Source organism: Planococcus wigleyi, from assembly GCF_014836985.1.
GTDB classification, from domain to species: Bacteria; Bacillota; Bacilli; order Bacillales_A; family Planococcaceae; genus Planococcus; species Planococcus notacanthi.
Window position 1 is genome coordinate 933,780 of the sequence record NZ_JACSPU010000001.1, and the last position, 26,136, is coordinate 959,915.

Annotated in this window: 27 protein-coding genes; 24 read left to right on the forward strand and 3 right to left on the reverse strand. The window is 46.4% G+C overall.

Features of this window, described 5'->3' with window-relative positions:
- The first annotated feature begins 7 nt into the window (after nucleotides 1-7).
- From H9630_RS04390 to H9630_RS04410, 5 genes are all read left to right on the forward strand, one after another.
- Nucleotides 8-511 (forward strand): QcrA and Rieske domain-containing protein, encoded by a 504-nt coding sequence (locus H9630_RS04390; protein ID WP_191714245.1) that lies wholly within the window; start codon nucleotides 8-10, stop codon nucleotides 509-511.
- 21 nt (nucleotides 512-532) lie between these two features.
- On the forward strand, nucleotides 533-1,207 hold the full coding sequence (gene qcrB, locus H9630_RS04395; RefSeq protein WP_191714246.1) for a menaquinol-cytochrome c reductase cytochrome b subunit: 675 nt from the start codon (nucleotides 533-535) through the stop codon (nucleotides 1,205-1,207).
- A gap of 39 nt (nucleotides 1,208-1,246) precedes the next feature.
- Nucleotides 1,247-2,029: a menaquinol-cytochrome c reductase cytochrome b/c subunit gene (locus tag H9630_RS04400; RefSeq protein ID WP_191714247.1), complete on the forward strand. Its 783-nt coding sequence runs from the start codon at nucleotides 1,247-1,249 to the stop codon at nucleotides 2,027-2,029.
- 62 nt (nucleotides 2,030-2,091) lie between these two features.
- Nucleotides 2,092-2,703, forward strand: coding sequence for a DUF1405 domain-containing protein (locus H9630_RS04405; protein ID WP_191714248.1), 612 nt, complete (start codon nucleotides 2,092-2,094; stop codon nucleotides 2,701-2,703).
- 54 nt (nucleotides 2,704-2,757) lie between these two features.
- Nucleotides 2,758-3,438 (forward strand): zinc metallopeptidase, encoded by a 681-nt coding sequence (locus H9630_RS04410; protein ID WP_191714249.1) that lies wholly within the window; start codon nucleotides 2,758-2,760, stop codon nucleotides 3,436-3,438.
- A 41-nt stretch (nucleotides 3,439-3,479) separates the two neighbouring features.
- Here the strand turns inward: H9630_RS04410 and H9630_RS04415 are convergent, their stop codons facing one another.
- Nucleotides 3,480-4,331, reverse strand: coding sequence for a YitT family protein (locus H9630_RS04415; protein ID WP_191714509.1), 852 nt, complete (start codon nucleotides 4,329-4,331; stop codon nucleotides 3,480-3,482).
- A gap of 122 nt (nucleotides 4,332-4,453) precedes the next feature.
- Between H9630_RS04415 and H9630_RS04420 the strand changes: the two genes are divergently transcribed.
- From H9630_RS04420 to H9630_RS04495, 16 genes are all read left to right on the forward strand, one after another.
- On the forward strand, nucleotides 4,454-4,792 hold the full coding sequence (locus tag H9630_RS04420) for a nucleotide pyrophosphohydrolase (protein WP_191714250.1): 339 nt from the start codon (nucleotides 4,454-4,456) through the stop codon (nucleotides 4,790-4,792).
- Nucleotides 4,789-5,589, forward strand: coding sequence for a 4-hydroxy-tetrahydrodipicolinate reductase (gene dapB / locus H9630_RS04425; RefSeq protein WP_191714251.1), 801 nt, complete (start codon nucleotides 4,789-4,791; stop codon nucleotides 5,587-5,589). The genes H9630_RS04420 and dapB overlap by 4 nt, the downstream gene beginning before the upstream one ends.
- 13 nt (nucleotides 5,590-5,602) lie before the next feature.
- Nucleotides 5,603-6,007 carry a methylglyoxal synthase gene (gene mgsA / locus H9630_RS04430; protein ID WP_191714252.1) on the forward strand — a complete coding sequence of 135 codons (405 nt, stop codon included), beginning with the start codon at nucleotides 5,603-5,605 and terminating at the stop codon, nucleotides 6,005-6,007.
- An 11-nt stretch (nucleotides 6,008-6,018) separates the two neighbouring features.
- Nucleotides 6,019-7,161 (forward strand): N-acetyl-alpha-D-glucosaminyl L-malate synthase BshA, encoded by a 1,143-nt coding sequence (bshA, locus tag H9630_RS04435; RefSeq protein ID WP_191714253.1) that lies wholly within the window; start codon nucleotides 6,019-6,021, stop codon nucleotides 7,159-7,161.
- A complete protein-coding gene (locus tag H9630_RS04440; RefSeq protein ID WP_191714254.1) occupies nucleotides 7,158-8,291 on the forward strand; it encodes a CCA tRNA nucleotidyltransferase in 1,134 nt (377 codons plus the stop codon). Before bshA ends, H9630_RS04440 begins: the two co-directional genes overlap by 4 nt.
- Complete coding sequence (locus H9630_RS04445; RefSeq protein WP_191714255.1) at nucleotides 8,269-9,252, forward strand: biotin--[acetyl-CoA-carboxylase] ligase; 984 nt, start codon at nucleotides 8,269-8,271, stop codon at nucleotides 9,250-9,252. Before H9630_RS04440 ends, H9630_RS04445 begins: the two co-directional genes overlap by 23 nt.
- A 286-nt stretch (nucleotides 9,253-9,538) precedes the next feature.
- On the forward strand, nucleotides 9,539-10,375 hold the full coding sequence (gene panC, locus H9630_RS04450) for a pantoate--beta-alanine ligase (RefSeq protein WP_191714256.1): 837 nt from the start codon (nucleotides 9,539-9,541) through the stop codon (nucleotides 10,373-10,375).
- A 3-nt stretch (nucleotides 10,376-10,378) separates the two neighbouring features.
- Nucleotides 10,379-10,762 (forward strand): aspartate 1-decarboxylase, encoded by a 384-nt coding sequence (gene panD / locus H9630_RS04455; protein ID WP_191714257.1) that lies wholly within the window; start codon nucleotides 10,379-10,381, stop codon nucleotides 10,760-10,762.
- Between the two features lie 143 nt (nucleotides 10,763-10,905).
- The gene (gene dinG, locus H9630_RS04460) at nucleotides 10,906-13,668 is read left to right on the forward strand and encodes an ATP-dependent DNA helicase DinG (RefSeq protein ID WP_191714258.1); all 2,763 of its coding nucleotides are present in this window, start codon (nucleotides 10,906-10,908) and stop codon (nucleotides 13,666-13,668) included.
- Between the two features lie 23 nt (nucleotides 13,669-13,691).
- Nucleotides 13,692-13,862 (forward strand): YpmA family protein, encoded by a 171-nt coding sequence (locus H9630_RS04465; RefSeq protein ID WP_191714259.1) that lies wholly within the window; start codon nucleotides 13,692-13,694, stop codon nucleotides 13,860-13,862.
- Nucleotides 13,863-13,870: 8 nt separating this feature from the next.
- Nucleotides 13,871-14,347: a cell wall elongation regulator TseB-like domain-containing protein gene (locus H9630_RS04470; protein ID WP_191714260.1), complete on the forward strand. Its 477-nt coding sequence runs from the start codon at nucleotides 13,871-13,873 to the stop codon at nucleotides 14,345-14,347.
- A gap of 15 nt (nucleotides 14,348-14,362) precedes the next feature.
- Nucleotides 14,363-15,553 carry a pyridoxal phosphate-dependent aminotransferase gene (locus H9630_RS04475; protein WP_225218335.1) on the forward strand — a complete coding sequence of 397 codons (1,191 nt, stop codon included), beginning with the start codon at nucleotides 14,363-14,365 and terminating at the stop codon, nucleotides 15,551-15,553.
- Between the two features lie 31 nt (nucleotides 15,554-15,584).
- Entirely contained in the window at nucleotides 15,585-16,880 is a 1,296-nt protein-coding gene (asnS, locus tag H9630_RS04480; protein ID WP_191714261.1) for an asparagine--tRNA ligase, read from the forward strand.
- 29 nt (nucleotides 16,881-16,909) lie between these two features.
- Nucleotides 16,910-17,611, forward strand: coding sequence for a DnaD domain-containing protein (locus H9630_RS04485; RefSeq protein ID WP_191714262.1), 702 nt, complete (start codon nucleotides 16,910-16,912; stop codon nucleotides 17,609-17,611).
- Nucleotides 17,612-17,623: 12 nt separating this feature from the next.
- A complete protein-coding gene (gene nth, locus H9630_RS04490) occupies nucleotides 17,624-18,304 on the forward strand; it encodes an endonuclease III (RefSeq protein ID WP_191714263.1) in 681 nt (226 codons plus the stop codon).
- Complete coding sequence (locus H9630_RS04495; protein ID WP_191714264.1) at nucleotides 18,279-18,617, forward strand: YpoC family protein; 339 nt, start codon at nucleotides 18,279-18,281, stop codon at nucleotides 18,615-18,617. The genes nth and H9630_RS04495 overlap by 26 nt, the downstream gene beginning before the upstream one ends.
- Before the next feature lie 45 nt (nucleotides 18,618-18,662).
- Here H9630_RS04495 and H9630_RS04500 read toward each other — a convergent pair whose 3' ends face one another.
- Nucleotides 18,663-21,407 (reverse strand): penicillin-binding protein 1A, encoded by a 2,745-nt coding sequence (locus H9630_RS04500; RefSeq protein ID WP_191714265.1) that lies wholly within the window; start codon nucleotides 21,405-21,407, stop codon nucleotides 18,663-18,665.
- A gap of 34 nt (nucleotides 21,408-21,441) precedes the next feature.
- On the reverse strand, nucleotides 21,442-22,053 hold the full coding sequence (gene recU / locus H9630_RS04505) for a Holliday junction resolvase RecU (RefSeq protein WP_191714266.1): 612 nt from the start codon (nucleotides 22,051-22,053) through the stop codon (nucleotides 21,442-21,444).
- A gap of 188 nt (nucleotides 22,054-22,241) precedes the next feature.
- Between recU and H9630_RS04510 the strand changes: the two genes are divergently transcribed.
- Genes H9630_RS04510 through H9630_RS04520 form a run of 3 tightly spaced genes read left to right on the forward strand, consistent with a single transcriptional unit; the run spans nucleotide 22,242 to nucleotide 26,127 of the window.
- Nucleotides 22,242-22,610: a YppE family protein gene (locus H9630_RS04510; RefSeq protein WP_191714267.1), complete on the forward strand. Its 369-nt coding sequence runs from the start codon at nucleotides 22,242-22,244 to the stop codon at nucleotides 22,608-22,610.
- Nucleotides 22,603-24,873, forward strand: coding sequence for a DEAD/DEAH box helicase (locus tag H9630_RS04515; protein ID WP_225218337.1), 2,271 nt, complete (start codon nucleotides 22,603-22,605; stop codon nucleotides 24,871-24,873). Before H9630_RS04510 ends, H9630_RS04515 begins: the two co-directional genes overlap by 8 nt.
- 6 nt (nucleotides 24,874-24,879) lie before the next feature.
- Nucleotides 24,880-26,127: a ribonuclease H-like domain-containing protein gene (locus tag H9630_RS04520; protein WP_191714268.1), complete on the forward strand. Its 1,248-nt coding sequence runs from the start codon at nucleotides 24,880-24,882 to the stop codon at nucleotides 26,125-26,127.
- Nucleotides 26,128-26,136 lie beyond the last annotated feature (9 nt).

Genomic DNA, 26,136 nt, shown 5'->3' on the forward strand with positions numbered 1-26,136 from the left:
GAAAAGGATGAGTAACAATCGTGTATCACGACGTCAATTTTTAGGCTACACATTAACTGGTGTAGGTGGCTTTATGGCAGCAGGAATGTTGATGCCAATGGTTCGTTTTGCGGTAGACCCGATACTTCAGCAACATGAAGGCGGAGATTTCGTTTTAACTGATCAAGCTGTAGCTGATATTACGGAAGAGCCAGTACGTGTCGACTTTGCATTTGAACAAGTTGATGCATGGTATACATCTGAAGTAACGAATTCAGCTTGGGTGTATAAAGAAGGCGATAAGTTAATCGCGCTTTCACCTGTCTGCAAACATTTAGGTTGTACAGTGAACTGGGCGGGCGATACAGAAAACCCGACACAATTCTTCTGTCCATGCCACGCAGGCCGTTATGAGAAAAACGGACAGAACATCGCAGGAACACCGCCGCTTGGGCCACTGGATGAGTATGAAGTACGAGACCAGGATGGCTTTGTTGCAATCGGTGCAGTAAGAGACAACACATTAGTTTAATAGTTAGGGGGTACGACACCAGTGCTAAACAAGTTATATGATTGGGTTGATGAGCGATTAGACATTACGCCTATCTGGCGTGATATTGCTGACCATGAAGTACCTGAGCACGTAAACCCCGCACACCACTTCTCAGCATTTGTTTATTGTTTTGGGGGACTTACATTTTTCATTACAGTGATTCAGATCTTATCCGGTATGTTCTTAACGATGTATTATGTACCAGATATTGAAAATGCTTGGCAGTCGGTTTATTATCTTCAAAACGAAGTTGCTTTTGGAGAAATTGTGCGTGGTATGCACCACTGGGGAGCTTCACTTGTAGTTGTTATGATCTTCCTTCATACACTGCGGGTATTCTTTACAGGTTCTTATAAGAAACCTCGTGAATTGAACTGGGTCGTAGGGGTTATGCTATTCGGCGTTATCCTTGGATTGAGTTTCACAGGTTACTTGCTTCCATGGGATATGAAAGCTCTATTTGCAACAAAAGTTGGGATTGAAATTGCAGCATCTGTACCGGTTATCGGTGAATCAATCAAGATTCTATTGGCTGGGGATTCAACAATCCTTGGTGCACAGACTTTGACACGATTCTTCGCTATCCACGTCTTCTTCTTGCCTGCGGCTTTGCTTGGGTTGCTAGCTGCTCACTTTATCATGATCAGAAGACAGGGTATTTCAGGACCGCTATAATTTAGTCTGCAACAAGGATTTATTAAGGAGGGAACACTTATGCATCGCGGAAAAGGGATGAAATTTGTAGGGGATTCGCGTGTTCCGAGTATGGAATTCCGTAAGCCGAATGTTCCTAAAGATTACTCCGAATACCCTGGTAAAACAGAAGCTTTCTGGCCGAACTTCCTTTTGAAAGAATGGATGATCGGTGCAGTCTTCTTGATCGGTTATCTGCTTTTGACCGTCGCACATCCGTCGCCTCTTGAAGGCCAGGCAGATCCGACTGATACAGCTTATATTCCTTTGCCAGACTGGTATTTCTTGTTCTTATATCAATTACTGAAATACGAATTCGCTTCCGGCCCATACAACGTGGTTGGTGCCATCATCGTTCCAGGACTTGCTTTTGGAGCTTTGGCATTAGCACCATTCTTGGATCGCGGACCGGAAAGACGTCCTTCGAAACGTCCTTTGCCAACTGGCTTCATGCTTCTTGCCGTAGCTTCTATCATCTTCCTTACTTGGGAGTCGGTAGCAAACCACGACTGGGAAGCTGCAGCAGCGCAAGGTGAAATTACGGAGGAAGTAGAAATTGATACAGCGGACCCGGGATATGAAATTTATTCTGGAGCTGCATGTATCAGTTGCCATGGCGACAATTTAGAAGGCGCAGTCGGACCGACACTTATCGGAACTGGCTTGTCTCCTGAAGAAATCGCTGACATTGCTGTCAACGGTATTGAAAAAGACGGGGCTCAAGTAATGCCTCCTTCATGGGACGGAACAGATGAAGATCTGCAAGTCCTATCGGAATTCATTTCAGGCCTTGAAGCTGAATAATAAAAATAAAAAAAGAGCCGGGAAACCGGCTCTTTTTTTCTACCTTGAAAGGAAGAAAAACGATGCTTTCCTTCGCGATTAAGATTTCCACGTGGCTGATGTACCGACCTTTTCTAATTCTTCTGTTCCTCATCAATTTGGGCGGTACGATATATGGATACATATGGTACGGTTGGCAATTGAAGATTACAGAGCCGATCTTTTTGATTTTCGTTCCAGACAGTCCGACAGCCAGTCTCTTTTTTACGATGGTGTTGGGACTCTGGATTATTGGAAAACGGAGCCGTTTGTTTGAGGCTTTGGCTTTTGTGACCTTAATTAAATATGGTCTGTGGGCAGTCGTCATGAACTTGCTGACGCTGTGGGAAACAGGGTCCATCGGTTGGATGGGCTGGATGCTTATCGCATCCCATTTTGCAATGGCGCTTCAGGCAGTGCTGTATATTGAGCATTTCCGCTTTGGCTGGCTGGCAGTGGCCTTGACCGCCGTTTGGACTTTGCATAACGACGTCATCGATTATGTCTTTGGACAGATGCCGATCTACAGCACTTTAAGTGAATACAGCAGCCAAATCGGCTACTTTACTTTCTGGTTATCGATTGCTTGTGTCAGTTTTGCCTTATATGTTGCTCATCTGAATCGATCTCAATCCATATCAGTTGACCAATATTGACTAACACAAGTAAAATAAAGGTATCAAGCAGAAAGAAAGAGGTGCGATTTACACATGGGTATGAGCTATATCTTCTATTTTATCCTTTTGCTGATCATTCCAATTTGGGCACAATTTAAATTAAAAAGAACGTATGGAAAATATTCGAAAGTCCGGTCGACATCCGGCCATACAGGTGCACAGGTAGCACGTACCATCCTCGATGCCAATGGACTCCAGAACATCAAAGTCGTTGAAAGCCGTGGGATGTTGAGTGACCATTACAATCCATTAACGAAAACAGTGGCACTCAGCAGCCACAACTACCATGAAGCTTCTGTTGCGGGAACCGCAGTAGCCGCTCACGAAGTGGGACATGCGATTCAAGATGCTGAGGACTATTCCTTCTTGCGCCTTCGCCATCGCATGGTGCCGATCGTTAATATTTCATCGAATATGTCTTGGGTTTTCATCATGATCGGTTTCTTCTCGGCTTGGAGTGGTGCATTATTGATCGGAATCATTCTGCTTGCTGCCGGTGTGGTATTCCAATTGGTGACTTTGCCGGTTGAGTTTAATGCATCGAGCCGGGCGATGGACCAATTACTGTCACATAACATCATCCGCAACGAAGAAGAACGCCATGCGAAAAAAGTACTGAGCGCAGCCGCGATGACTTATGTCGCAGCTACTGCAGTCGCAGTTCTTGAATTGGCTCGACTGATTTTGGTCTATACAAGCATGAATCGTTCGTAAAAAAAAACGGCCCTTTTACAGGGCCGTTTTTTCTATGCTTTTTAACCGATCGGCTGTTTTTCCTCATCAAGCGTAAACCCTTCGCCCATGACATCATGGACTTCCATTAAGGAAACAAAGGCGTGGGGGTCGACGGAGTTGATGATGTTCTTTAAACGGACAATTTCATTTCTCGCGACGACGCAATACAATACTTCGCGTTCTTCTTTTGTGAAATGGCCATAGCCACGCAGAATGGTAATTCCGCGGTCCATCTCAACAGCAATGCGGCTGGCGATTTCTTCCTGAGAATTTGAAATGATCAAAGCGCCTCTGCCGGCGTACGCACCTTCCTGCACGAAATCAATGACACGTGCCCCGACAAAAACTGCGACCAGCGTATACATCATAGAGCGATGATCCAGGAACGTCAGCCAGGAAAGCATAATGACGCAGGCATCGAACAGGAACATCGTTTTTCCCATGCTCCAGCCGATGTATTTCTGCGCCAAACGCGCCAAAATGTCGACGCCTCCTGTAGTGCCGCCAAAACGGAAAATGATTCCGAGCCCCACTCCGACGAAGACCCCAGCGAACAAAGCCGCAAGGAATAAATCATTCTGCAAGTTGATCTGGATTTCGTAGATCAGAAAAATCTTCAGAAACACCGAAACAGCTACTGTGCCGATAATCGTGTAAAGAAAAACTTTTCTTCCGAGAAGCTTCCAGCCAATAAAAAACAAAGGAATGTTCAATAGCAAGTTCATCAATGCCGGGTCCCAATGGAAAATAAAGTACAAAATCAATGTAATACCGGCAAATCCGCCCTCGCCCAATTCATTTTGAATATTGAAGTGGACAAATCCGAAGCTGTAGATGGCAGCTCCGAGCAGGATGAAAAAGATATTTTTCATTTTCAATTCTTTCAATTTACTCAAACCCCTTTCGTGAATATCAACTTCTGTATTATCGTTTAATTAATGTATTTTGACAACATCATCAGTTTTCTTTACGATTGACTGAGGAGTGTGATGATATGAGCGGAGATAAAACGATGAAACAGCTTCAGCTGGACGTGGACCGATACATAGGACAGTACAAAGAAGGCTATTTTCAGCCGATGGAAATGATGGCTCGCATGACCGAAGAACTGGGCGAACTGTCCAGAGAAGTGATGCACCAATATGGTCCGAAGAAAAAGAAAAGCTCGGAAGCTGAAAACAGTATTGAGGAAGAGATGGGCGATGTCCTGTTCGTCTTGATTTGTATGGCGAATTCAATGGATATCGATTTGGCGCATGCTCATGACCGGGTGATGGAGAAGTTTGCGAGCAGAGACAAAGACCGCTGGACAAGAAAGGATGGAGACAAATGACGATTCGCGTGTCAATTGCAGGAGCAAGAGGGAAAATGGGCAAAGAGGCTGTACATACAGTCATGAACAATCCGGATATGGAATTGGTTTCTGTTCTGGATTACAAAGAAGTTGGGAATACATTGGCAGATACGAACTTGTTTCCTTCTTCCTATACCGCACCGGTCTTTACGGATTTGCAGGAACTGCACTCGAAAACCAAACCGGATGTATTGGTTGACTTAACGACGCCTGAATTTGTTTACGAGCATACGAAACAGGCTTTGGAATTGAAAATCCGTCCGGTGGTCGGTACAACCGGTTTTTCGGATGAACAGCTTGAAGAGTTGACTACACTTTCAAAAGAATCGAAAATTGGCTGCATCATTGCACCGAACTTTGCAGTAGGAGCAGTTCTTATGATGAAGTTCGCTGAACAGGCGGCCAAATATTTGCCCGATATCGAAATCATCGAAATGCATCATGACCAAAAATTGGATGCCCCTTCCGGAACCGCAATGAAGACGGCCCATTTGATTTCACAAGAACGCCCAATCCATGAACAGGGGCATGCCCGTGAGAAAGAAACGCTTCCAGGGGCACGCGGAGCCAATTACGACGGCATGCGCATCCACAGTGTGCGTTTGCCGGGTCTTGTTGCGCATCAGCAGGTGCTGCTTGGAGGAGACGGCCAATTATTGACGCTTCGCCACGACTCGTTTAACCGCGGCTCATTTATGTCAGGCGTGGTTTTGTCCATCAACACTGTTATGGAAAAAGAAGAGTTGATCTATGGTTTGGAACACATAATCGTTTAAAGGGGAAGATGATATGAAAATTGCCTTGATTGCCCATGACCGAAAGAAAGACGATCTGATCCAATTTGTTACAGCATATCAGCCGATATTGGCTAAGCACACGCTTTATGCGACTGGGACGACCGGCCAACGGGTCATTGATGGAACAGGACTGCCAGTCATCCGTTTTCAATCCGGCCCCCTTGGCGGCGACCAGCAGATTGGTGCCATGATAGCCAAAAATGAGATGGATATGGTCATTTTCTTCAGGGATCCATTGACTGCACAGCCTCATGAACCTGATGTAACGGCATTGATTCGCCTGTGTGACGTCTACGGAATCCCATTGGCCACCAATATGGGAACCGCTGAAGTGCTTTTGAAAGGGTTGCAGGAAGGCTTTATTGACTGGCGGCTGCTCGGAGAACGAAGAGGATAGGAGAGAGCATTGTGCGCAAAATGAAAATCGGCATCACCTGCTATCCAACGGTTGGAGGATCAGGTGTAATTGCCACGGAATTAGGGAAAATGCTGGCAGAAAAAGGGCACGAGGTGCATTTTATCACGTCCAGTACGCCTTTTCGCTTGAATAAAACATATGCAAATATCTACAGCCACCAAGTGGAAGTCAATACGTATTCCGTTTTCCAGTACGCACCTTATGACATTGCGTTGGCGACGAAAATCGCGGAAGTCATCAAAAATGAAAAACTGGATCTGATGCATGTGCATTATGCAATTCCACATGCCGTCTGTGCCATTCTTGGGCGGGACATGGCAGGCTCCAACATCGGCATTGTGACGACTCTGCACGGTACGGACATTACAGTATTGGGGTCAGATTCTTCTTTGAAAGAAGCGATTCGCTACGGCATCGAGAAGTCCGATATCGTCACAGCCGTTTCAGATTCGTTAAGAGATCAAACTTACGATCTTATTAACCCGGATAAAAAGATAGAAACAGTCTATAATTTTGTTGATGAAAGGGAGTATTTCCCGCAGGACTCTAAAGAACTGAAAGCTGAATTAGGAATAGAACCCGATCAGAAAGTGATGATCCATGTTTCGAATTTCCGGAACGTCAAGCGTGTCCAGGATGTTGTAGAGACATTTTCACAGGCACGTCAACAACTGGATTGTAAATTATTGCTGGTCGGGGATGGACCTGAAATGGGACGGATCATTCAGCAAGTGCAGGATCTTGGATTGGAAGATGACGTGTTGTTCCTTGGAAAACGGGACAGCCTGGCAGAATTCTATAATATCAGTGACATCAAAATTCTTCTTTCTGAAAAAGAAGCGTTCGGCTTAGTGTTGCTGGAAGCGATGGCATGCGGGGTGCCGGTGATCGGCTCCAATATCGGAGGAATGCCCGAAATTATCGAACCGGGCGTGAATGGCTACCTAGTCGAATTGGGTGACACAAAACAGGCCGCTGAATACGCAATCGAAATGATGAGCGATGAGAACAAGCTGGAGGAATTGCGGCAAGGTGCTTTGAAAACAGTGGCTGAACGTTTCCATTCCTCTAAAATCCTGAAACATTATGAAGGCTTGTATGAACGCTTGCTGGCAAAGGATGACACACAATGAAGACGGCCATCAAAGTGATCGGCATCTTGCAGAAAGCAGGTTTCGAAGCTTACATGGTCGGTGGAGCAGTGCGCGATTTTCTGCTCGGCCAGACGCCTCATGATATCGATGTGGCTTCTTCCGCATCACCGCAGCAAGTGAAAACGCTGTTCAAGCGAACGGTCGATACGGGAATTGAGCATGGCACTGTGTTGGTGCTGATTGACGGTGAAGGCATAGAAGTGACGACATTTCGGACGGAAGGCAGTTATTCCGATAACCGCCGGCCTGATTCGGTGGAGTTTGTCCAATCGTTAGAAGAGGATTTAAAGCGCCGCGATTTCACCATCAATGCGATGGCGATGACGGAAACCTTGAAAATCATCGATCCGTTTGGCGGGACAGAAGATCTCCGAAAGCATATTATTCGTGCGGTGGGAGAACCAGATCAGCGCTTTCAAGAAGACGCACTGCGCATGCTGCGAGCGGTGCGTTTTTCGGGGCAGCTGGATTTTTCAATCGAGCAACACACACTTGAGTCAATCCGCCGCCATGCGTCGTTGATCCAATCCATCGCGGTCGAACGTTTAAAGTCGGAAATCGATAAGATATTCGCCAATCCTCGTACGGCCCGCAGCATGGAGTATCTGGGGAAAACGGATTTAACGGCTTTTCTTCCCGCCGGCAAGCTTTTCGAAATGGATTGGAGCCGTTACGAATCCAGCGGCAAAGCGGTATTTGGCTGGTTTTATTTATTGCATAAAAACAATCAGCCATTTTCAGAAATAAAGGATTACCGTTTTTCAAATGAAGACAAGCGGCTCATAGAGAAAAGCCTGGAGTTGGCCAAGCTGGAATTTTGGGATCAATGGACGTTCTACTATTATGCCGTTGACCAATTGGAGATGGCAGCTAAAGCAAGCGGGAAATTGCTTGACCCGGCAGCCGCCAAAGCCGAATTGCCCATTCAATCAAAATCCGATCTCGCAGCAAGCGGACGGGAGTTTATGGAATGGAGCGGAGAGCGTTCCGGCCCATGGCTGAAAGTGTGGATAGAAAAGTTGGAAAAACTGATTGTCTATGGTGAATTGAAGAATGACAAAGAACTCATAAAGGACTGGTTTGTGAATGAATATCACCGTCACGCATAAGTTAGCGAAGCGATTAATCGAATCGAACGGTGAAGCCGTGTCGGGCCAACAATTGGCAGAAGAATTCGGAATTTCCCGGACAGCAATCTGGAAGCACATCAAAGAGCTTGAAGAAAAAGGCTATGCCATTGAGTCAGTCAAGAAAAAAGGCTACCGCATCGTTTCCATTCCGGATACATTAGAGCCCTTGGCCATTCAAACAGGATTGAAGACCAAACACATCGGACAGAACATCGAATATGTGGAAAGCTGCTCTTCAACTCAAATCATCGCCCATAAACTGGCCCAGGAAGGGGCGCCAGGCGGCACTGTCGTGCTGACAGAGACGCAGACGGCCGGACGTGGGAGAATGGCCCGGAAATGGGATTCAGCGGCAGGAAAAGGCGTCTGGATGAGCGTTATCCTGCGGCCGGATGTCGTGCCCCAAAAAGCGCCTCAGTTTACGCTCGTCACTGCCGTCGCAGTGGTAAGAGCGATTGAAGAAGTCACCAAATTGCAGCCGAAGATCAAATGGCCGAATGACATTCTCCTGAACGGCAAAAAGTGTACCGGCATTTTGACAGAGCTGCAGTCAGATGCAGATGGCATTCAGGCATTGATCATCGGCATCGGCTTGAACATCAATCAAGAGAAAACGGATTTCGATCCGGAAATCCAAGCTATTGCGACTTCGCTGAAGATGGAGAGCGGGGACACAGTAAGCCGCCAAAAACTGGTCCAGTCCCTGCTGTATTACTTGGAAATTTATACACAGATGTACATTGAAGAAGGCTTCGGCCTGCTGAAAGTCATGTGGGAAAGCTACTCGACGACCATCGGACACCCGATCCGGGCGCGTATGACGAACCAGACACTTGAAGGCATCGCTGAAGGCATCACCGAAGACGGAGTTCTGCAATTGCGGACAGCGGACGGCAAACTCCACGGCATCTATTCAGCTGATATCGAAATGACCAACTAGAGGGTGCAGGATTCATTCCTAGCATATTGCCTCCAACTTGCATAACCCTTAAGCATGGAATATGTTTTTTTCTGGATTTCTGGTATAGTGTTTTTAACGGGCAGTATCGCTTGCGAACTGCACCGAACAACCGCAACACACCCAAAAATTCATAGTAATCTAGTTCTGCCTTGATCACTTATACGACAGGGACGGAGGAAACCAAACGTACATTTACTGTCCTTCTGTCTTTTTTTTCGGCGGAAGGGCTTTTTATATGGTTTTCTTCCCGAGAGGAGAGAAAAAATTGTTGATTTTACAGACGGTGGACGAACTTAAAAAATGGGTTCGGGAAACCAAAAAAGCAGGCGAGACCATTGGTTTAGTGCCGACGATGGGTTTTTTGCATGAAGGGCATTTATCTTTAGTGGAAAAGGCCAAGTCAGAAAACGACAGGGTAGTCATGAGCATTTTCGTCAACCCTGCGCAATTTGGGCCGAATGAAGATTTCGACCGCTACCCGAGAGACCTTGATCGCGATCGGCAGCTGGCTGAAGGAGCAGGGACGGATGCAATTTTTGTACCGAGTGTAGAAGAGATGTATCCACGGGAAAGCCAAATCAAAATTACAGCCGGTGCACAGGCGGATGTCCTGTGCGGCGCTAAAAGACCTGGACATTTTGATGGCGTGCTGAAAGTAGTCACCAAGCTGTTTCATTTAACTGAGGCGGATATGGCGTATTTCGGCCAAAAAGATGCCCAGCAGTTGGCAATCATCGAGTCGTTGGTTGCAGATTTCAATTTTCCGATGGCAATCCGCCGTGGGGATACTGTCCGCGAAGAAGATGGATTGGCAAAAAGCTCACGTAATGTTTATTTGAGTGCTGCTGAACGCGATGAAGCGCCTCATTTGAAAAAAGCATTAGAGATGGGCAAGAACCTATTTTTGCAGGGGCAGGATCCGATTGCGCCAATGACTGACTATCTCACCAAAAACACGTCCGGAAAAATCGATTACATCGAATTGCTCGATTATCCGACTTTGACCGCGGATATTCAAAACGATGCTATATTGGCTTTGGCTGTGCAATTCGAAAAAGCACGATTAATCGATAATATCATTTTTAACCCAAAGGAGAACTGACTCATGCTTAGAATGATGCTGAATTCAAAAATCCACCGTGCAACGGTGACAGAAGCTGACTTGAATTATGTAGGAAGCATTACCATCGATCAGGATTTGCTGGATGCTGTGGGGATGCTGCCAAATGAAAAAGTGCATATCGTCAATAATAATAATGGCGCCCGTTTTGAAACGTACATCATTGCCGGAGAACGCGGCAGTGGCGTGATTTGTGTGAATGGAGCAGCAGCGCGCCTGGTGCAGCGTGGGGACATCGTCATCATCCTTTCCTATGCCTATGTCATGAACGAAAATGCCCGTGACCACAAACCAACTGTTGCCATTATGGATGCCGACAATCAAATCAAGGAAATCATCCATTACGAACCTGAAGCAACCGTCATGTAAATTGTGCAGCCTCCGATATGATTCGGGGCTGTTTTTCTTTTGCCTGAAGTAAAGCAAGAAGATTGAATTTTCATCTTGAAAGCGGAAAGCCGCTGGATATGTTACAATTTTTTTAGGCTAACACCTAAGAAAGAGGGGCTAAGATGAACACGCAAAAGTATGTCGTTGTCGATATTGAAACAACGGGCCATTCCCCTGCAAAAGGTGACCGGATTATTCAACTCGCAATGGTAACGATTGAAAACGGTGTAATTACCGATACATATACAAAATTCATCCATCCGGGACGCACGATTCCATTATTTATACAGGATCTGACGAATATTACAGACGAAGATGTGAAGGATGCTAAAGCTTTTGAGTTTTATGCTGAAACGGTTTTCGAAAAAATGCAGGATGCGATTTTTGTGGCACACAACACCAATTTTGATCTGCCTTTCCTGCAGGCCGAACTAAAACGCAGCGGTTTGCCGAAATGGCATGGCATTACGATGGATACGGTTGAATTAGTGCGATTGATGTACCCGACGGCATTCAGCTATAAGTTGCAGGACATCACTTCAGAGCTGGGGATTCCGCTCGAAAGTGCCCATCGTGCAGATGATGATGCGATGGCGACAGCCTTGTTGTTTTTGCGTGCCAAAAATGACTTGGAATCCTTGCCGTACGATACTTTGGCATTTCTACACAAACGTTCTTTCCAATTGAAGTCGGATCTGTCCCGTCTGTTTTTTGAATTGACGCAGAAAAAAAGAAATGCACAGGCAGATGAGTTCGACCGTTTTCAGGGAGTTCCCCTGAAGCCCCGAAAATCATTTTCGTCTGATCCGGAACAGCAAAGTTCATTGCCGCGCGATTGGCGGGAGGGGCTTGAAACAGTCTTTCCGAATTTTGAGAAGCGGCCGAGCCAGTATGGCATGATGGCTTCTATTGAAGATGCATTGATGCATAAAAAAGAGCTGGTCATCGAAGCATCGACGGGAATGGGGAAAACGATTGCCTATTTGCTTCCCGCGGTCAACTATGCCCTGGACACAGGCAGGCAAGTCATGATCAGCACCTATACGACACACCTTCAGGATCAACTGGTCCTGAAAGAAGGCCGGATGGTCGAGCAATTCATTGGAGCGCCTGTGCGCATTTCGTTGATCAAAGGGTTATCGCATTACATCGATTTGGGGCGTTTTGTCGAGTTGCTGCACGGAGATGACGAATCCTATGACGAGACGTTCACCATCATGCAGGTCCTGGTCTGGCTGACAGCCACCGAAACCGGTGACTTAAACGAACTCAATTCATCGAGCGGCGGACAATTTGTACTCGACAAAATACGGCGTTCCCATATACGGAAACTGTCGAAGCAAGAAAAGAAAGCCGACTTTTACGAATTTGCCTTGAATCAGGCGAAGCATGCCCATGTCATCGTCACCAACCATGCGTTTCTGCTCAATCAGCATTTGAGCAAAAAATCAATACTGGCCAGTGTCGATGCCTATATCTGGGATGAAGCCCATCAGGTTGTCCAGGCAGCTGTTTCCCAGCATGAGAAAACCTTTGTCTATACCCAATGGAAATACATTTTCGGCCAGCTCGGCAGTTTTGATGATCAGCAATTATTCCGTGCTTTATACGATGCGGCCAACCGGACCGGCTTTTCGACTGTGCCGGAATTGCTCAAGCTGGAATCGCTGTTTTTAAAATTCACCACGCTGTTCGATGAGGTTTCGAATTTATTGGCTGATGAGTTCGCCGCTAAATTCGCCTCGAGCCGACATAAGAAAAATGCCTCGCTTTTAAGCGAACTGTATCTTGAAGACAGCCGTTTCCTGGAACTGCTGCGCTATTTGAATGAATGGATCGATTTGTCACAGCTCATCCTGCAAAAAGCAGAGCGCCTGACGGAAAAAACCATTCAAGACCAGCTGACGATCGCCGACTGGCGCTATTGGACGGAAGAAATGATGGTTAAAGCCGTTGAATTCAGTGAAATCTTCGTATTCCCTCTGACGGACGAAGTAAGTTGGATTGAAGGGGATATGAGAAGTCTGCCGACCAGCTTATCGCTCTATAAACGTCCCTTTGCAGTGGCTTCATTAGTGGATAAGGTCGTGGCTGATGCACGTCAGGATAAAGCGGTCATCTGGTTGTCCGGCACAATGACTGTACCCGCCAACGAACGTTTTATCGTCAACCAAATCGGCATTCCGCAGCATGTGCCTATCCTGAAATTTGAACCGCCAAAAGATTTTTATCAAGGTGCGCATGTATATATTGTGGAAGACATGCCGGATATCCAGCAAGTTTCCCAGCATGAATACATTGAATCCGTAGCGGATGCCGTCATTCAGACGGTGATTGTAACAGAAGGACGTTGTTTTGTGCTATTTACGTCACAGGATATGCTCCGGAAAACAGTGGATTTGATTCAGGACACAGGTTTGCTCGATGATTATATGCTGTTTGCCCAAGGCATTTCATCCGGCAGCCGTATGAAATTATTGAAATCGTTCCAGCGCTTCCAGAAATCTGTGTTGTTTGGCACAAACAGTTTTTGGGAAGGGGTCGATGTACCAGGGGATGCACTTCGTGCGGTCGTCGTGGTGCGTTTGCCTTTCACCTCACCGGATGAACCAATCTTCAAAGCGCGTTCTGAAGTTATTACCCGTGAAGGCGTAAATCCATTTTTGCAATATGCACTGCCTGAAGCGGTGCTTCGCCTGCGTCAAGGATTCGGCAGGCTGATCCGTTCCAAAAACGACAAAGGCCTGTTCATCGTGCTGGATCGCCGGATCGAGACGAAATCCTATGGACGGGAATTCATAAGTGCTTTGCCGAAAGTCAAAGTATCGAAAGTGTCTCTAGAAAAGATGGTAACGGATATTGAAGCTTGGTATAATAAGCAGTGATATAATGAAAGGAAGGCGCATGCATGGAATCCAAAATTGAAGTGATCTCTACAGTAGAGCTTACGTATCAGTCAGATTTATATAAAGTGGTGGACGCCTTGAACCGCACTTTAAAAGACAAGAATTTAATGTTCGGCCTGGCGCTTGACAAAGAAGACTCTGAAAAAGCAATTTTTACAATATATAAAACATAGGTGATGAAATGAAACAATGGATCACATTCATACTCGGTTTTCTGTCTTTTTTGGCCGTTGCCATCATCATCCTGATATTGTTTCTTGGCAATAAACCCTATTCCGAAACCGAAGAGTTGGCAATTGACCGCGCTAAAAGCGAGCAATTGATTGAAGAAGTGGAACGGGCCTATGTCTATACCAATACGGCCGCTTCTGTGACGGTGCTCGGCACTAACAGCAAGGGTGAACTCGTTGCAGTCTTTGTTCCGACAGGGGAAGGCAAGCTGCAGGCAATTCCGTTGGAAGATAAGATAACGGCGCAGCGAGCCAGAGAAATTGCCCTTGCTGAAATGGATGTCAAAGAAATACTGCATACCAGACTTGGGATGGAAAAAGACGGACCGGTCTGGGAGATCGCTTTTCTCAATGAAAAAGACAGCTTGAATTATGTTTATTTATCAGCAGGCGATGGAACCTGGTGGAAACGCATATTGAATTTGTGAAAGGGCGGAAAAAATTTGATCAACTTAGCGAATCGTGTAAAAACTTTAACACCTTCAACAACCTTGGCAATCACTGCAAAGGCAAATGAGCTTAAGGCACAAGGAGTCAATATCATCGGCCTCGGTGCTGGGGAACCGGATTACAATACGCCAGAAAACATCCTGGAAGCTGCTTATCAGTCAATGAAAGACGGCAAGACCAAGTATACGCCAGCAGGCGGATTGCCTGCTTTAAAAGAAGCCATCATCAATAAATTACAGCGCGATCAGCAGCTGAGCTATCAGCCGAAAGAAGTTATGGTCGGAATCGGTGCTAAGCATGTACTTTATACATTATTTCAAGTGCTCTTGAATGAAGGTGACGAAGTAATTATTCCGATTCCTTATTGGGTCAGCTATCCTGAACAGGTGAAATTGGCACAGGGTGTTCCGGTATACATAGAAGCGACAGCCAGCCAGGAATACAAAATTTCTCCTCAGCAATTAAGAGAAGCCATTACTGACCGGACAAAAGCAGTTATCATCAACACGCCTAGCAATCCGACAGGGATGATTTATTCGAAAGAGGAGTTGGAAGCACTGGCGGAAGTTTGCCGTGAATTTGATATCCTCATCGTTTCAGATGAAATCTATGAAAAGCTGATCTACGGAGACGTTGGACATACGTCCATCGCGACTCTTTCAGAAGATGCAAAGAACCGCACGATTCTGATCAACGGCGTTTCGAAATCGCATTCAATGACAGGTTGGCGCATCGGTTACGCAGCCGGAGATGCCCAACTGATCAAAGCGATGACGGATTTGGCGAGCCATTCAACATCCAATCCGACAACAACTTCGCAATATGCGGCAATCGAAGCCTATAATGGGCCACAGGATGCAGTAGAGGAAATGCGGCAGGCATTTGAAAGCCGATTGGAAGCCATATTCCCGAAACTGCAGGCAATTCCAGGCTTCCAAGTGATTCGCCCTCAAGGCGCGTTCTACTTATTGCCGGATGTTTCAGAAGCTGCAGAAAAAACAGGCTTCACATCGGTTGATGATTTTGTTGCGGCTTTATTGACAGAAGCAAATGTTGCGGTGATTCCGGGTTCTGGATTCGGTGCACATTCAACAATTCGTCTGTCCTATGCGACTTCGCTTGAAACGTTGACGGAAGCCGTGGAACGGATCCATCAATTTGTTACATCAAAATGGAAAGACTAAGACAACCTAATTCTTTGGAGGCTATCGCTGGATGAAAAAAATTACTATTGCCGAAATGGCTAAATATAATGGGGAAACAGTTAAGTTAGGGGCTTGGATCGCCAATAAGCGTTCGAGTGGAAAAATTGCATTTTTGCAGCTGCGTGACGGTTCTGGATTTGTGCAAGGTGTTGTCGTAAAAGCTGAAGTGGGAGAGGAATTATTCGCAACAGCTAAGGGATTGACGCAAGAAACATCTCTTTATGTAACAGGGGAAGTAAAAGAGGACGAACGTTCTGCGTTCGGCTATGAGCTTGCTGTTACAGGCATTGAAGTGATTCATGAAGCAAAGGATTTCCCGATTACACCAAAAGAGCATGGTACGGAATTTCTGATGGACAACCGCCATTTATGGCTTCGTTCGCGCAGACAGCATGCCATCATGAAAATCCGAAACGAAATCATTCGTGCGACTTATGAATTCTTCAACGAAAACGGCTTTGTAAAAGTAGATCCACCGATTTTGACGGGTTCATCACCAGAAGGGACATCTGAGTTGTTCGCAACGAAATATTTCGATGAAGATGCTTACCTGTCACAGTCAGGACAGCTTTACATGGAAGCCGCTGCAATGGCACTTGGAAAAGTATTCTCGTTCGGACCTACTTTCCGCGCAGAGAAATCCAAAACTCGCCGCCATTTGATCGAGTTCTGGATGATCGAGCCTGAAATGGCATTTATGGAACACGAAGAAAGCCTGGAAGTGCAGGAGCAATACGTCTCCCACATCGTCCAATCTGTCTTGAAAAACTGCAAATTGGAATTGGAACGTCTTGAAAGAGATGTATCGAAACTTGAAAAAATAAAAGCACCATTCCCGCGCGTTTCTTATGATGATGCCATCAAATGGTTGAACGAAAATGGCTTTGATGACATCAAATGGGGCGAAGATTTCGGGGCTCCACACGAAACGGCTTTGGCAGAAAGCTACGATATGCCGATTTTTATCACCAATTACCCGATTGGCATCAAGCCGTTCTATATGCAGCCGCATCCGGACCGTGATGATGTGGTCTTGTGTGCAGATATGATCGCACCTGAAGGCTATGGGGAAATCATCGGAGGATCAGAACGTATCCACGATTACGACTTAATGAAACAACGCATCCAGGAACATGGACTGGATGAAGAAGCTTATGCATGGTACTTGGACTTGAGCAAATTCGGGGCTGTGCCTCATTCTGGTTTCGGCTTAGGCCTTGAACGGACGGTTGCATGGATCAGCGGCGTTGAACACGTCAGAGAATCGATTCCATTCCCGCGTCTATTGAACAGATTGTATCCTTAAAAATAAATAAATGGAAAGGTGGTTGGGATATGAAACAACCTAATCGGCTGCAAACGTGGATCGAGCAGGGGAATGTTAACATTTCCCAGCTTTTTTTTCAGTTTTATAAAGAACTGAAGATTACAGACGAAGAAGCTATGCTGCTCATACACATTCAGGCATTCCAACAAACTGGGAACCAATTTCCAACGCCTGATGAAATTGGAGCACGTATGATGACTTCGCAAAAAAGCGTAACGACGATGTTGCAAAAGTTGATGCAGCAAGGATATCTAGCAATTGAACAAACGACAGAAAATGATGTGCTGACGGAAATCATTTCTTTGCAGCCTTTATGGGACCGACTGCTGGATTGTGTGTTCAAAGAACAACACGAAGTGAAAGAAAACACCCAGAAGGAATTGGAAGGAGAGATATTCCAATTGTTCGAACAAGAATTCGGACGTTTTCTTTCTCCGATGGAAATCGAAACCATCTCGATGTGGATGGACCAGGATGGCCATACGCCGGAAGTGATTCGGATGGCATTGAAAGAAGCGGTCATTTCACAAAAAATCAGTCTCCGTTATGTGGACCGGATTTTATTCGAATGGAAAAAGAAAAACATCAAAACTTCCACGCAAGTCACCAAACACGCAAGCTCTTTCAGAGAGAAAAATATCCGGATTCAGCCGACAGAAAACGTTGCGAAAAAAGTTCAGTTTTACAATTGGCTGGAAGACCGCAATTAGAAGGTGAAGTAGATGATGTCCAAAAAAGAATGGCTTGCCTGTCTCGAAGAAATGGATCGGATGTTTCCGGATGCCCATTGTGAGTTGGTTCACCGGAACCCGTTCGATTTGCTGATTGCCACCCTGCTGTCTGCGCAATGTACTGATAAGTTGGTGAACAGGGTGACGGCTGACTTATTCCAGAAATACCATACGCCTGAAGATTATGTATCGGTTTCTTTAGAAGAATTGCAGCAGGATATCCGTTCGATCGGCCTGTTCCGGAACAAAGCCAAAAATATTCAGGCGCTGAGCCGAATCCTGATCGATGAATACGGCAGCATCGTGCCTGCCGATCGCGATCTTTTGATGACACTTCCCGGAGTTGGACGCAAAACAGCCAATGTGGTTGTTTCCGTGGCTTTTGGCATACCGGCTTTAGCAGTAGATACCCATGTGGAACGTGTGGCCAAACGCCTCGGATTGAACCGTTGGAAAGACAATCCGCTGCAGGTGGAAGAGACGATCATGAAAAAGACGCCAGCGGACGATTGGTCCAAGACACATCACCAAATCATCTTTTTCGGCCGCTACCATTGCAAATCACAGAACCCGGGCTGCCACATCTGTCCGCTGTTTGACCGTTGCCGTGAAGGGCAGAAACGCGAGAAAAAAGGACTTGTCAAACGTGAAATCGTTACAGAAGTTAACTAAAGAACAACTCGATCCGTACTTTCTGGAATGGGACAGAATTTCAGTGGAACTGGCCGTTTTGCATAGGCAGCGCGATAAACGCGCGAAAATGGTTCTAGAAGTTGGAATCGAGCTATATAAACGACTGTTGTCCCATTGCCGTGAAGCACTTGGAGAGCCGGATTTTGAGCCGTTGAATGGTTCGGAGCGCCTGTCCTTTATGGAAGGTTCTCCGGGTACATATGCGGCCTATCGACAGCTTGCGGAACTGTTCGCTGAAATGAAAAAGACAGTTGCCAGAAAACGCATTGAATTGAAGCGTTCACTTGAATGACAACACAAAACCCCCGAATGCAGATGCATTCGGGGGTTTTGTTATTCAGTTATTATTTTCGTCTTCTTGTCCATTGCCATTATTGGCATTTCCGTTGCCATTGTTGCCGCTGCCGTTATTATTGCTTTCGGCATTGCCATTTCCACTGCTGTTGACAGAAGGCGTTTCGCTTTCCTCTTCTTCAGTTGGATCTGTCGGCTCTTCAATCGGTGCTTCTTCGGCTGGTTCTTCCTCAGCCGGTTCTTCTTCGGCTGGCTCTTCTACAGCTGGTTCTTCTACAGCTGGTTCTTCTTCAACTGGCTCTTCTTCAACCGGCTCTTCTTCAACCGGCTCTTCTTCAACCGGCTCTTCTTCAACCGGCTCTTCTTCGACCGGTTCTTCTTCAACCGGCTCTTCGGCTGGTTCTTCTTCCGGTTCTTCAGGAGCAGCTGCAACTTCCACTACTGTTGAAGCAGGGTCGCTGCGTTGTGTACTGTTGACTGCTACGACACGGAATGTGTAAGTTTTTCCTTCTTCAAGTCCATTGAATGTGTAGGACTTGCTTGATGAAGTGGTAAGGACCGAGCGTGATCCGTCCACTTCAACGGAGACTTCGAAGGATACGTCATCGTCTCCATGATTCCACGACAATTGGGCTGAGCTTCCACTGATATTTGCGCGCAATCCGCTTGGTGTAGCCAAATCTTCTACAACGTAGCGCTGAGATACGGAATTCGGTTCGGTTCCGCGAGCGAAAAGCTCAGTGCTTCTCATGCTGTAGGGTGTAAATGCACTAGCCAGTTTCAGTGGAACAGATCCTACTTCGACAACTTTCTCGGTAACTGAATCCGGCTGTTCAAAACGGGCCGTTTCAGGAGAAGAAATCTCAGACATTACACTTTTGAATAAACGCTGAGCTAGCAAACGTTCATCCGATGCTGTGTCAATTGGTGTTTTTCGAGTAGGGTAGCCGCTCCAGACGGAAACTGCATAGTCCGTCGTATAACCCGCAAACCAGACATCTGGTGCTGAGCTGGAGTCTAAATTATAATCTTGCATTTCTTTGGTTGTATAGTTGGTGGTACCTGTTTTTCCTGCCAGGTCCAATCCGCTGATAGCCGCTTCTTTACCGGTAGCACCGGCGCGGTTGGGATCCATGACATCTCTCAAAATGTCCGTCACCATATAGGCAGTACTGTCTTTCATGGCTTGTACCGGCTCCGGTTCAACGATTTGCTCGGTCGAACCATCACGGAATACAATTTTCTTGATGGTGTGCGGTTTAATGAATTCTCCTTTATTCCCGAATGCTGCAAAAGCACCCGCCATTTCGACTGTCGAAAACTCTGCTGATCCTAAAGCTGTTGATTCATAGATATTCTCCATGTCGAGTCCAACATTCTTCATGAATTCGCCGGCGTTTTCAGTGCCTACTTCGGCCAGGGTTTTAACCGCCGGGATATTACGTGAACGGTAAAGTGCTTCACGGATCGTCATGCTTCCAAGGAATCGTCCATCTACATTTCGGACTTCCTGGCCATCGTCATCATAGGAGTAAGGTTCATCCACAACGGTTTGCCCGGTAGACCAGTCCAAGTATTCGATAGCTGGACCATAATCCAGAATAGGTTTGATAATTGATCCTACTTGGCGACTGCCGTCAATTGCATAATTATGGCGTACATCCCCTGTATACTCACGAGCCGCTCCGACTGCGCTGATTCCGCCTGTTTTCGTGTCTACGACGGTCATAGCCGATTGGACATTATCATCAAAGAACAAATCAGAAGCCATCGCTTCGTTTACTTTAGTTTGGACATATGGTTCCAATGTCGTGTAGATGGTGAGGCCTTCGTCCAGCGAGTAGTCGCCTTCCAATGATTCAAGTTCATCCTCTACCATTTCCATGAACGCAGTGTGTTCGCTGCTGGCCGTTTGAGGCTGGCGCTCACCTTCAGGAACCAGTGAATCGGCAACAGGTGCTGCCTGCGCTTGTTCTTTTTCTTCTGTGCTGATTTTTTCGTGCTGATCCATCAGGCTTAAGACGACATTTCGGCGTTCTTCAGCACGTTCTATATTCGTGAACGGGTTATAGCCGTTCGGGCTCTGCGGCATTCCTGCAAGCAATGCTGCTTCAGCAAGCGTCAATTCGCCCAATGGTTTGCCGTAGAAATATTCTGAAGCTGTTCCGAAACCGTAAATGTTTCCAGACATCAGGATTTTATTGAAATACATCTCGAAAATTTCTTCTTTTTCATATTCCTGCTCCAACTTAAAGGCCAGATAAGCTTCCTGTGCTTTTCGCTTTAAGGTCTTATCATTGGTCAGGAACGAGTTTTTAATGACCTGCTGGGTGATTGTGCTGGCTCCTTGAGATCCGAAGCCACCAGTGATATTAGCGATGACAGCTCCGCCTAAACGGATGACATCGATGCCGGAGTGTTTGTAAAAACGGTTATCTTCTGTTGCCAGAATGGCATCTTCCATTACTTTCGGGATGTCTTCGTAGTTAACATATTCCCGATTCTCTGCGGTAATATACGGAATTTCCGTTTCGCCGTCAGCTGCATAGAAGGTCGGGCTGATCGGGTCGCGCAGAAGTTCTTCATCAATCTCGGGTGCGCTGCTTGCGTAGTAGGCAAACAGGGATGCTCCGAATACCAGTCCCGCAATGCCGATGGCGAAGATCGCCATTAGGATCCGTTTCATCCATAAAACTACTGGGGATTTCTTTTTCTTTTTGTTGTTTGCTTTCTTTTGGCGTTCGATTGCTTTTCGGCGTTCTTCACGCGAAATTTGTTTGTCGCTCAAGATCGGTTCCTCACTTTCATATATATGATGGTGCTTAAAGCTTATTCAGAAGAGGCAAATAGTCGATGCGGGGGAATGCTCCAGGTGTAATTTCAAATGAAGTTTCTTCAATTTCCTGCAAAGTAACCGATTTTCTTCCGCCTGTTATCATCCGGTTCCAAAAAACTTCGAGTTCTGCAAAAGGCATGATGAAATAGCGCTGCCAGGAAGAGAATCGGATGATCATGAACGCCGTTCCATTTTGTTTGACCACTTGAGACATATGATGTATCTGGTGGTCGTGAATGTTCTTCAATGGAAATGAAGTTTTGTTTTCCGTTTCCTTGGCTTCAAAGTCAATATAACGGCCATTCCAGACACCGTTATAGTCAGTTGTGGAAGGAGCTTGAAAATAGGCTTCCCGAATCACAGCTGCGCTTCTGGAAGGGTATTCTACTTTAACAATCTGCAGAGGTACCGGCTTCTTATGAATGACCGCCAATCCCAATTGAAGGTAATAATCATTGGTTTCATTCAGTTCATCCTCTAAAGTTTTGCCGCGGTTGCTGAAGGAAAAATCCTTCTTCTTTTTTTTGGCCGCTTGCTCTTTGGCAGGTTGAGCAGTTGAGGGAATGAATTTTTTCCCGTTCGGATAATTTATTGCCATTATGATACACCTCGCTTACTCTATCATATCACAAGCTCTTAGACGACTGATATGCTGAAAGGTTTCAACTTTATGTTCTAATAATAGCGGATTTCACCGGATGCTCCAACCCGAAAGAATGTCTGTTCGATAAAAGTCGTGTCACATTAGTGAATATGATAAACTAATGGCAATGGAGGGGTTGCACAATGACAGTTAGAGAACTCTCTTCCGCATTATACGATGAATGTGGAAAATGCCTGGACCGTTTTTATGAAATGCGTGAAAAAGACGCGGTCCCTGACTTTTATAAAGATGTTAAACCATATGCCGATTACTGGCATGGAAAAATAAATGAATGGCAAAAAGAATCGCTGCTATATATCCAGCAGCAGCGTCCGAAGTATGTACACAAGCCGACAATCGACACTGCGGCAGAAGGCATGACGCAGTTTTTTGTTCAAAGCTTTTACAAGGAAACGAGCAAGAAACGTTTTATCCAAACGATTCAAGCGGCTCAATATACATTGCAGACATTCATTTTGGCCATCGATGAAAAGAGTGCTGAAAATGATTAAGCGAAAAAAACTGCCTGAATTGATGAACGAATGGAAAACGGAACCGGACATGATGGAACGGATTGTCCATTGGCATACTAGACAGGAAAAACCGCCTCAATATGCTGATTTTCCACAGGAGATGCATGACAGCCTAAAAGCGGCACTCCGCAAAAAAGGCATTGAACAATTATATACCCACCAGCGCGAAGCCTTCGATTTGGCCACAGCGGGCAAATCGTTTACAGCAGTTACCCCTACAGCGTCAGGCAAATCGTATTGCTACCATTTGCCTGTCCTGCACAAGATTCTAAATGATCCAGGGGCGCGTGCGCTGTACTTGTTCCCGACGAAAGCGTTGGCACAAGACCAAAAAAGTGATCTGCATGACTTGATCGAAAAAACGGAAGAAGCGATTTTATCTTATACGTATGATGGAGATACTTCTCCTGCAATCCGGACAAAGGTACGCAAAGCGGGACAAATCGTCATGACCAACCCGGATATGCTGCATTCCGCGATTTTGCCGCATCATACAAAATGGGTCTCTCTTTTCGAGAACCTTCATTATATAGTGATCGATGAACTGCATACGTATAAAGGCATATTCGGGACACATGTAGCGCATGTCATCCGCAGACTGAAGCGGATCTGTGAGTTTTACGGAAGCGACCCAGTCTTTATTTGCACATCCGCCACCATCGCTAATCCGAAAGAACTGGCGGAAAACCTGACCAATAGCACCCATCAACTGATTGACCAGAACGGTGCACCCTCCGGCAAAAAGCATATTGTCTTCTACAACCCGCCGATTATCCATCCGACATTTGGCGTCCGCAGAAGCGCAATCCTGGAAGTACGAGATCTCGCCACCCATCTGATCAAAAACGGCATCCAGACCATCGTTTTTGCCAAGAGCCGCGTCCGCGTCGAAATGCTGGTGACGTATCTTCAAGCCATCACCAAAATGAAACTGCAGGACGACTCGATCAAAGGATACCGTGGCGGTTATTTGCCGACAGAGCGGCGAGCCATTGAAAAAGGGCTGCGCGATGGTTCGATACAATGCGTTGTGTCCACCAATGCCTTGGAGCTTGGTGTCGATATCGGCCAATTGCAGGCGTGCATCATGACAGGATATCCCGGCAATATTGCCAGCGCCTGGCAACAGGCGGGGCGTGCAGGGCGCCGGCAGGACGAATCTCTGGTCATTTACGTGGCACAGTCGACTGCACTGGACCAATACATCATCAACCATCCGGAATATTTGCTGGACCAGTCTCCAGAAGAAGCGCGCATCCATCCGGAAAACATCATCATTTTGATGGACCATTTGAAATGCGCTTCTTTTGAACTGCCGTTCCGCATTGATGATCAATACGGCGAGTTTGACGTGCAGGAGTTGCTTGAGTACCTGCAGGAAGAAGGGGTGCTTGTCCGGACCTCGGACCGCTGGCATTGGATGAGCGACCGTTTCCCGGCGCATGATATTTCGCTTCGCTCCGCTTCACAGGAAAATGTTGTCATCATCGACCAGTCTGTACCTGCGGATACACGGGTGATAGGCGAGATGGACCGTTTCAGTGCAATGACGCTTTTACATGAAGAAGCCATCTATCTGCACCAAGGCACACAGTTCCAAGTGGAAATTTTGGATTGGGAAGAAAAGAAAGCCTATGTCCGGGAAGTCGATGTAGATTATTTCACCGATGCCAATTTGGCGGTCGAGCTCAAGGTGATGAGTGAAGACAAAGACAAGAAAATGAACAAATCGGAAGTGTTCTATGGAGATATCGCTGTTCTGGCAATGCCAACAATCTTCAAGAAAATCCGTTTCGATTCGCATGACAATATCGGTTCCGGTCCGATTTCGCTTCCTGCGGAAGAGCTGCATACTTCGTCGACTTGGCTGAGCTTCACCAAGCCGGAGGACTTCTCGGAATCGGAATTGTCGGATACGATGACCGGAGCGGCCTATGCCATCGAGTCGTTCATTCCGGTATTTGTCCAATGCGACCGCCGGGATGTCCATGTTGTGCCGCAAGTGAAGTCGCCGCATAACGACATGCCATCCTTTTTCATCCATGATTCCTATCCGGGTGGCATCGGCATCAGTGAACGGATCTACGATTTGTGGATGCCTTTGCTGGATAAGGCACAGCAGCATGTTTCAGAATGCCCATGCCTCGATGGATGTCCGTCATGCATTGGTGCACAGGATGCTGCCATCAGCATGAAAGGCCATGTCATCCGCCTGTTGGATGATCTCCGTAAAGAGGGGTGAAGAAAGATGTCGTTTGAAAATAAACTTCTTCAGATGAAAGGCATGCTGAAAAAACAGCCGCCTAAAAAGCAGCAGCCGAAAGCGGCAGAGCGGCCGCTCCATGAAGGCAAATGGAATAACATCGGGCTTGAGCTCGTAGAAAATAAATTCGGTTTTGTGTACCGGAAAAAAATCATTTACCCGCTCGATACCCGCCATGGTTCAGTGGTTCTGAATGAACTCGATCCTGTGCTGAAAGCTTGGGGGAATGTGGATTTCGATCATCCGTTTAAACTGAGCGAGCAGGACCCTTTGGTGTTTTTCGATACGGAAACCACTGGCCTTAGCGGAACCGGCGCCTATATTTTTTTGATCGGCTTGCTGGTGAAACGCAGTGACCATTTTGAGATGATGCAATACATCATGCCGGACCCTTCACATGAAGCTGCGTTTTTGTATGAAACCGGTTTGTGGAAAAACGAGGATCCGATCATCTTTTCCTATAACGGAAAAAGTTTCGACTGGCCACAGCTGACATCCCGTTGGACCATGCACCGGCATATTCTGCCGAAATTACCAGTTCCACGGCAAATTGACTTATTTCATGGCACCAAACGGATCTGGAAAAATGAATTGGCCCGGATGAAACTTAGTACCATCGAGGAAGAAAAGCTTGGTTTTATGCGTCAAGGGGATGTGCCGGGTTATTTGATCCCAGCCATTTATCTGGATGCGGTGAAAAGCGGCTTTCCAGAAGGTTTGGCAAAAGTGTTATACCACAATGAACTGGATATCTTGTCATTGGTGTCACTGTACGTGCTGTCGTCCAATCTTTTGATGGAGGATATGGAATCGGAAACAAGCGGCGCCTATACGAATATTGGGAAATGGTATGCGGATTTAAAGCAGTTTGATCAAAGTGCTGCGTATCTTGAACACGTCACCGCAGAAAGAGGAGCTTCTTCAGCATTGGCCCGTTATTTGCTCGCCATCCAAAAGAAGCGGGCGGGCCACCATGAGGAAGCCGTCAAATTGTTCAAGGAAGCGGCGCCTCATCTGCGCGGCAGCATCGAAGTGGAAGCGTGGATCCATGCGGCTAAACTGTATGAACACCAATTGCACAATCTGGACCAGGCATTGATTATGGCCGGCTTTGCAAAAGAAGCCAGCGAGCATACGAAAGTACGCCAGTCATTGATTTCGGATATCCACAAAAGGATAACGCGGCTGGAAGAGAAAAAGCGAAAAAAACGCCCGGAACTTGATGAGAACTAAACACGAAAA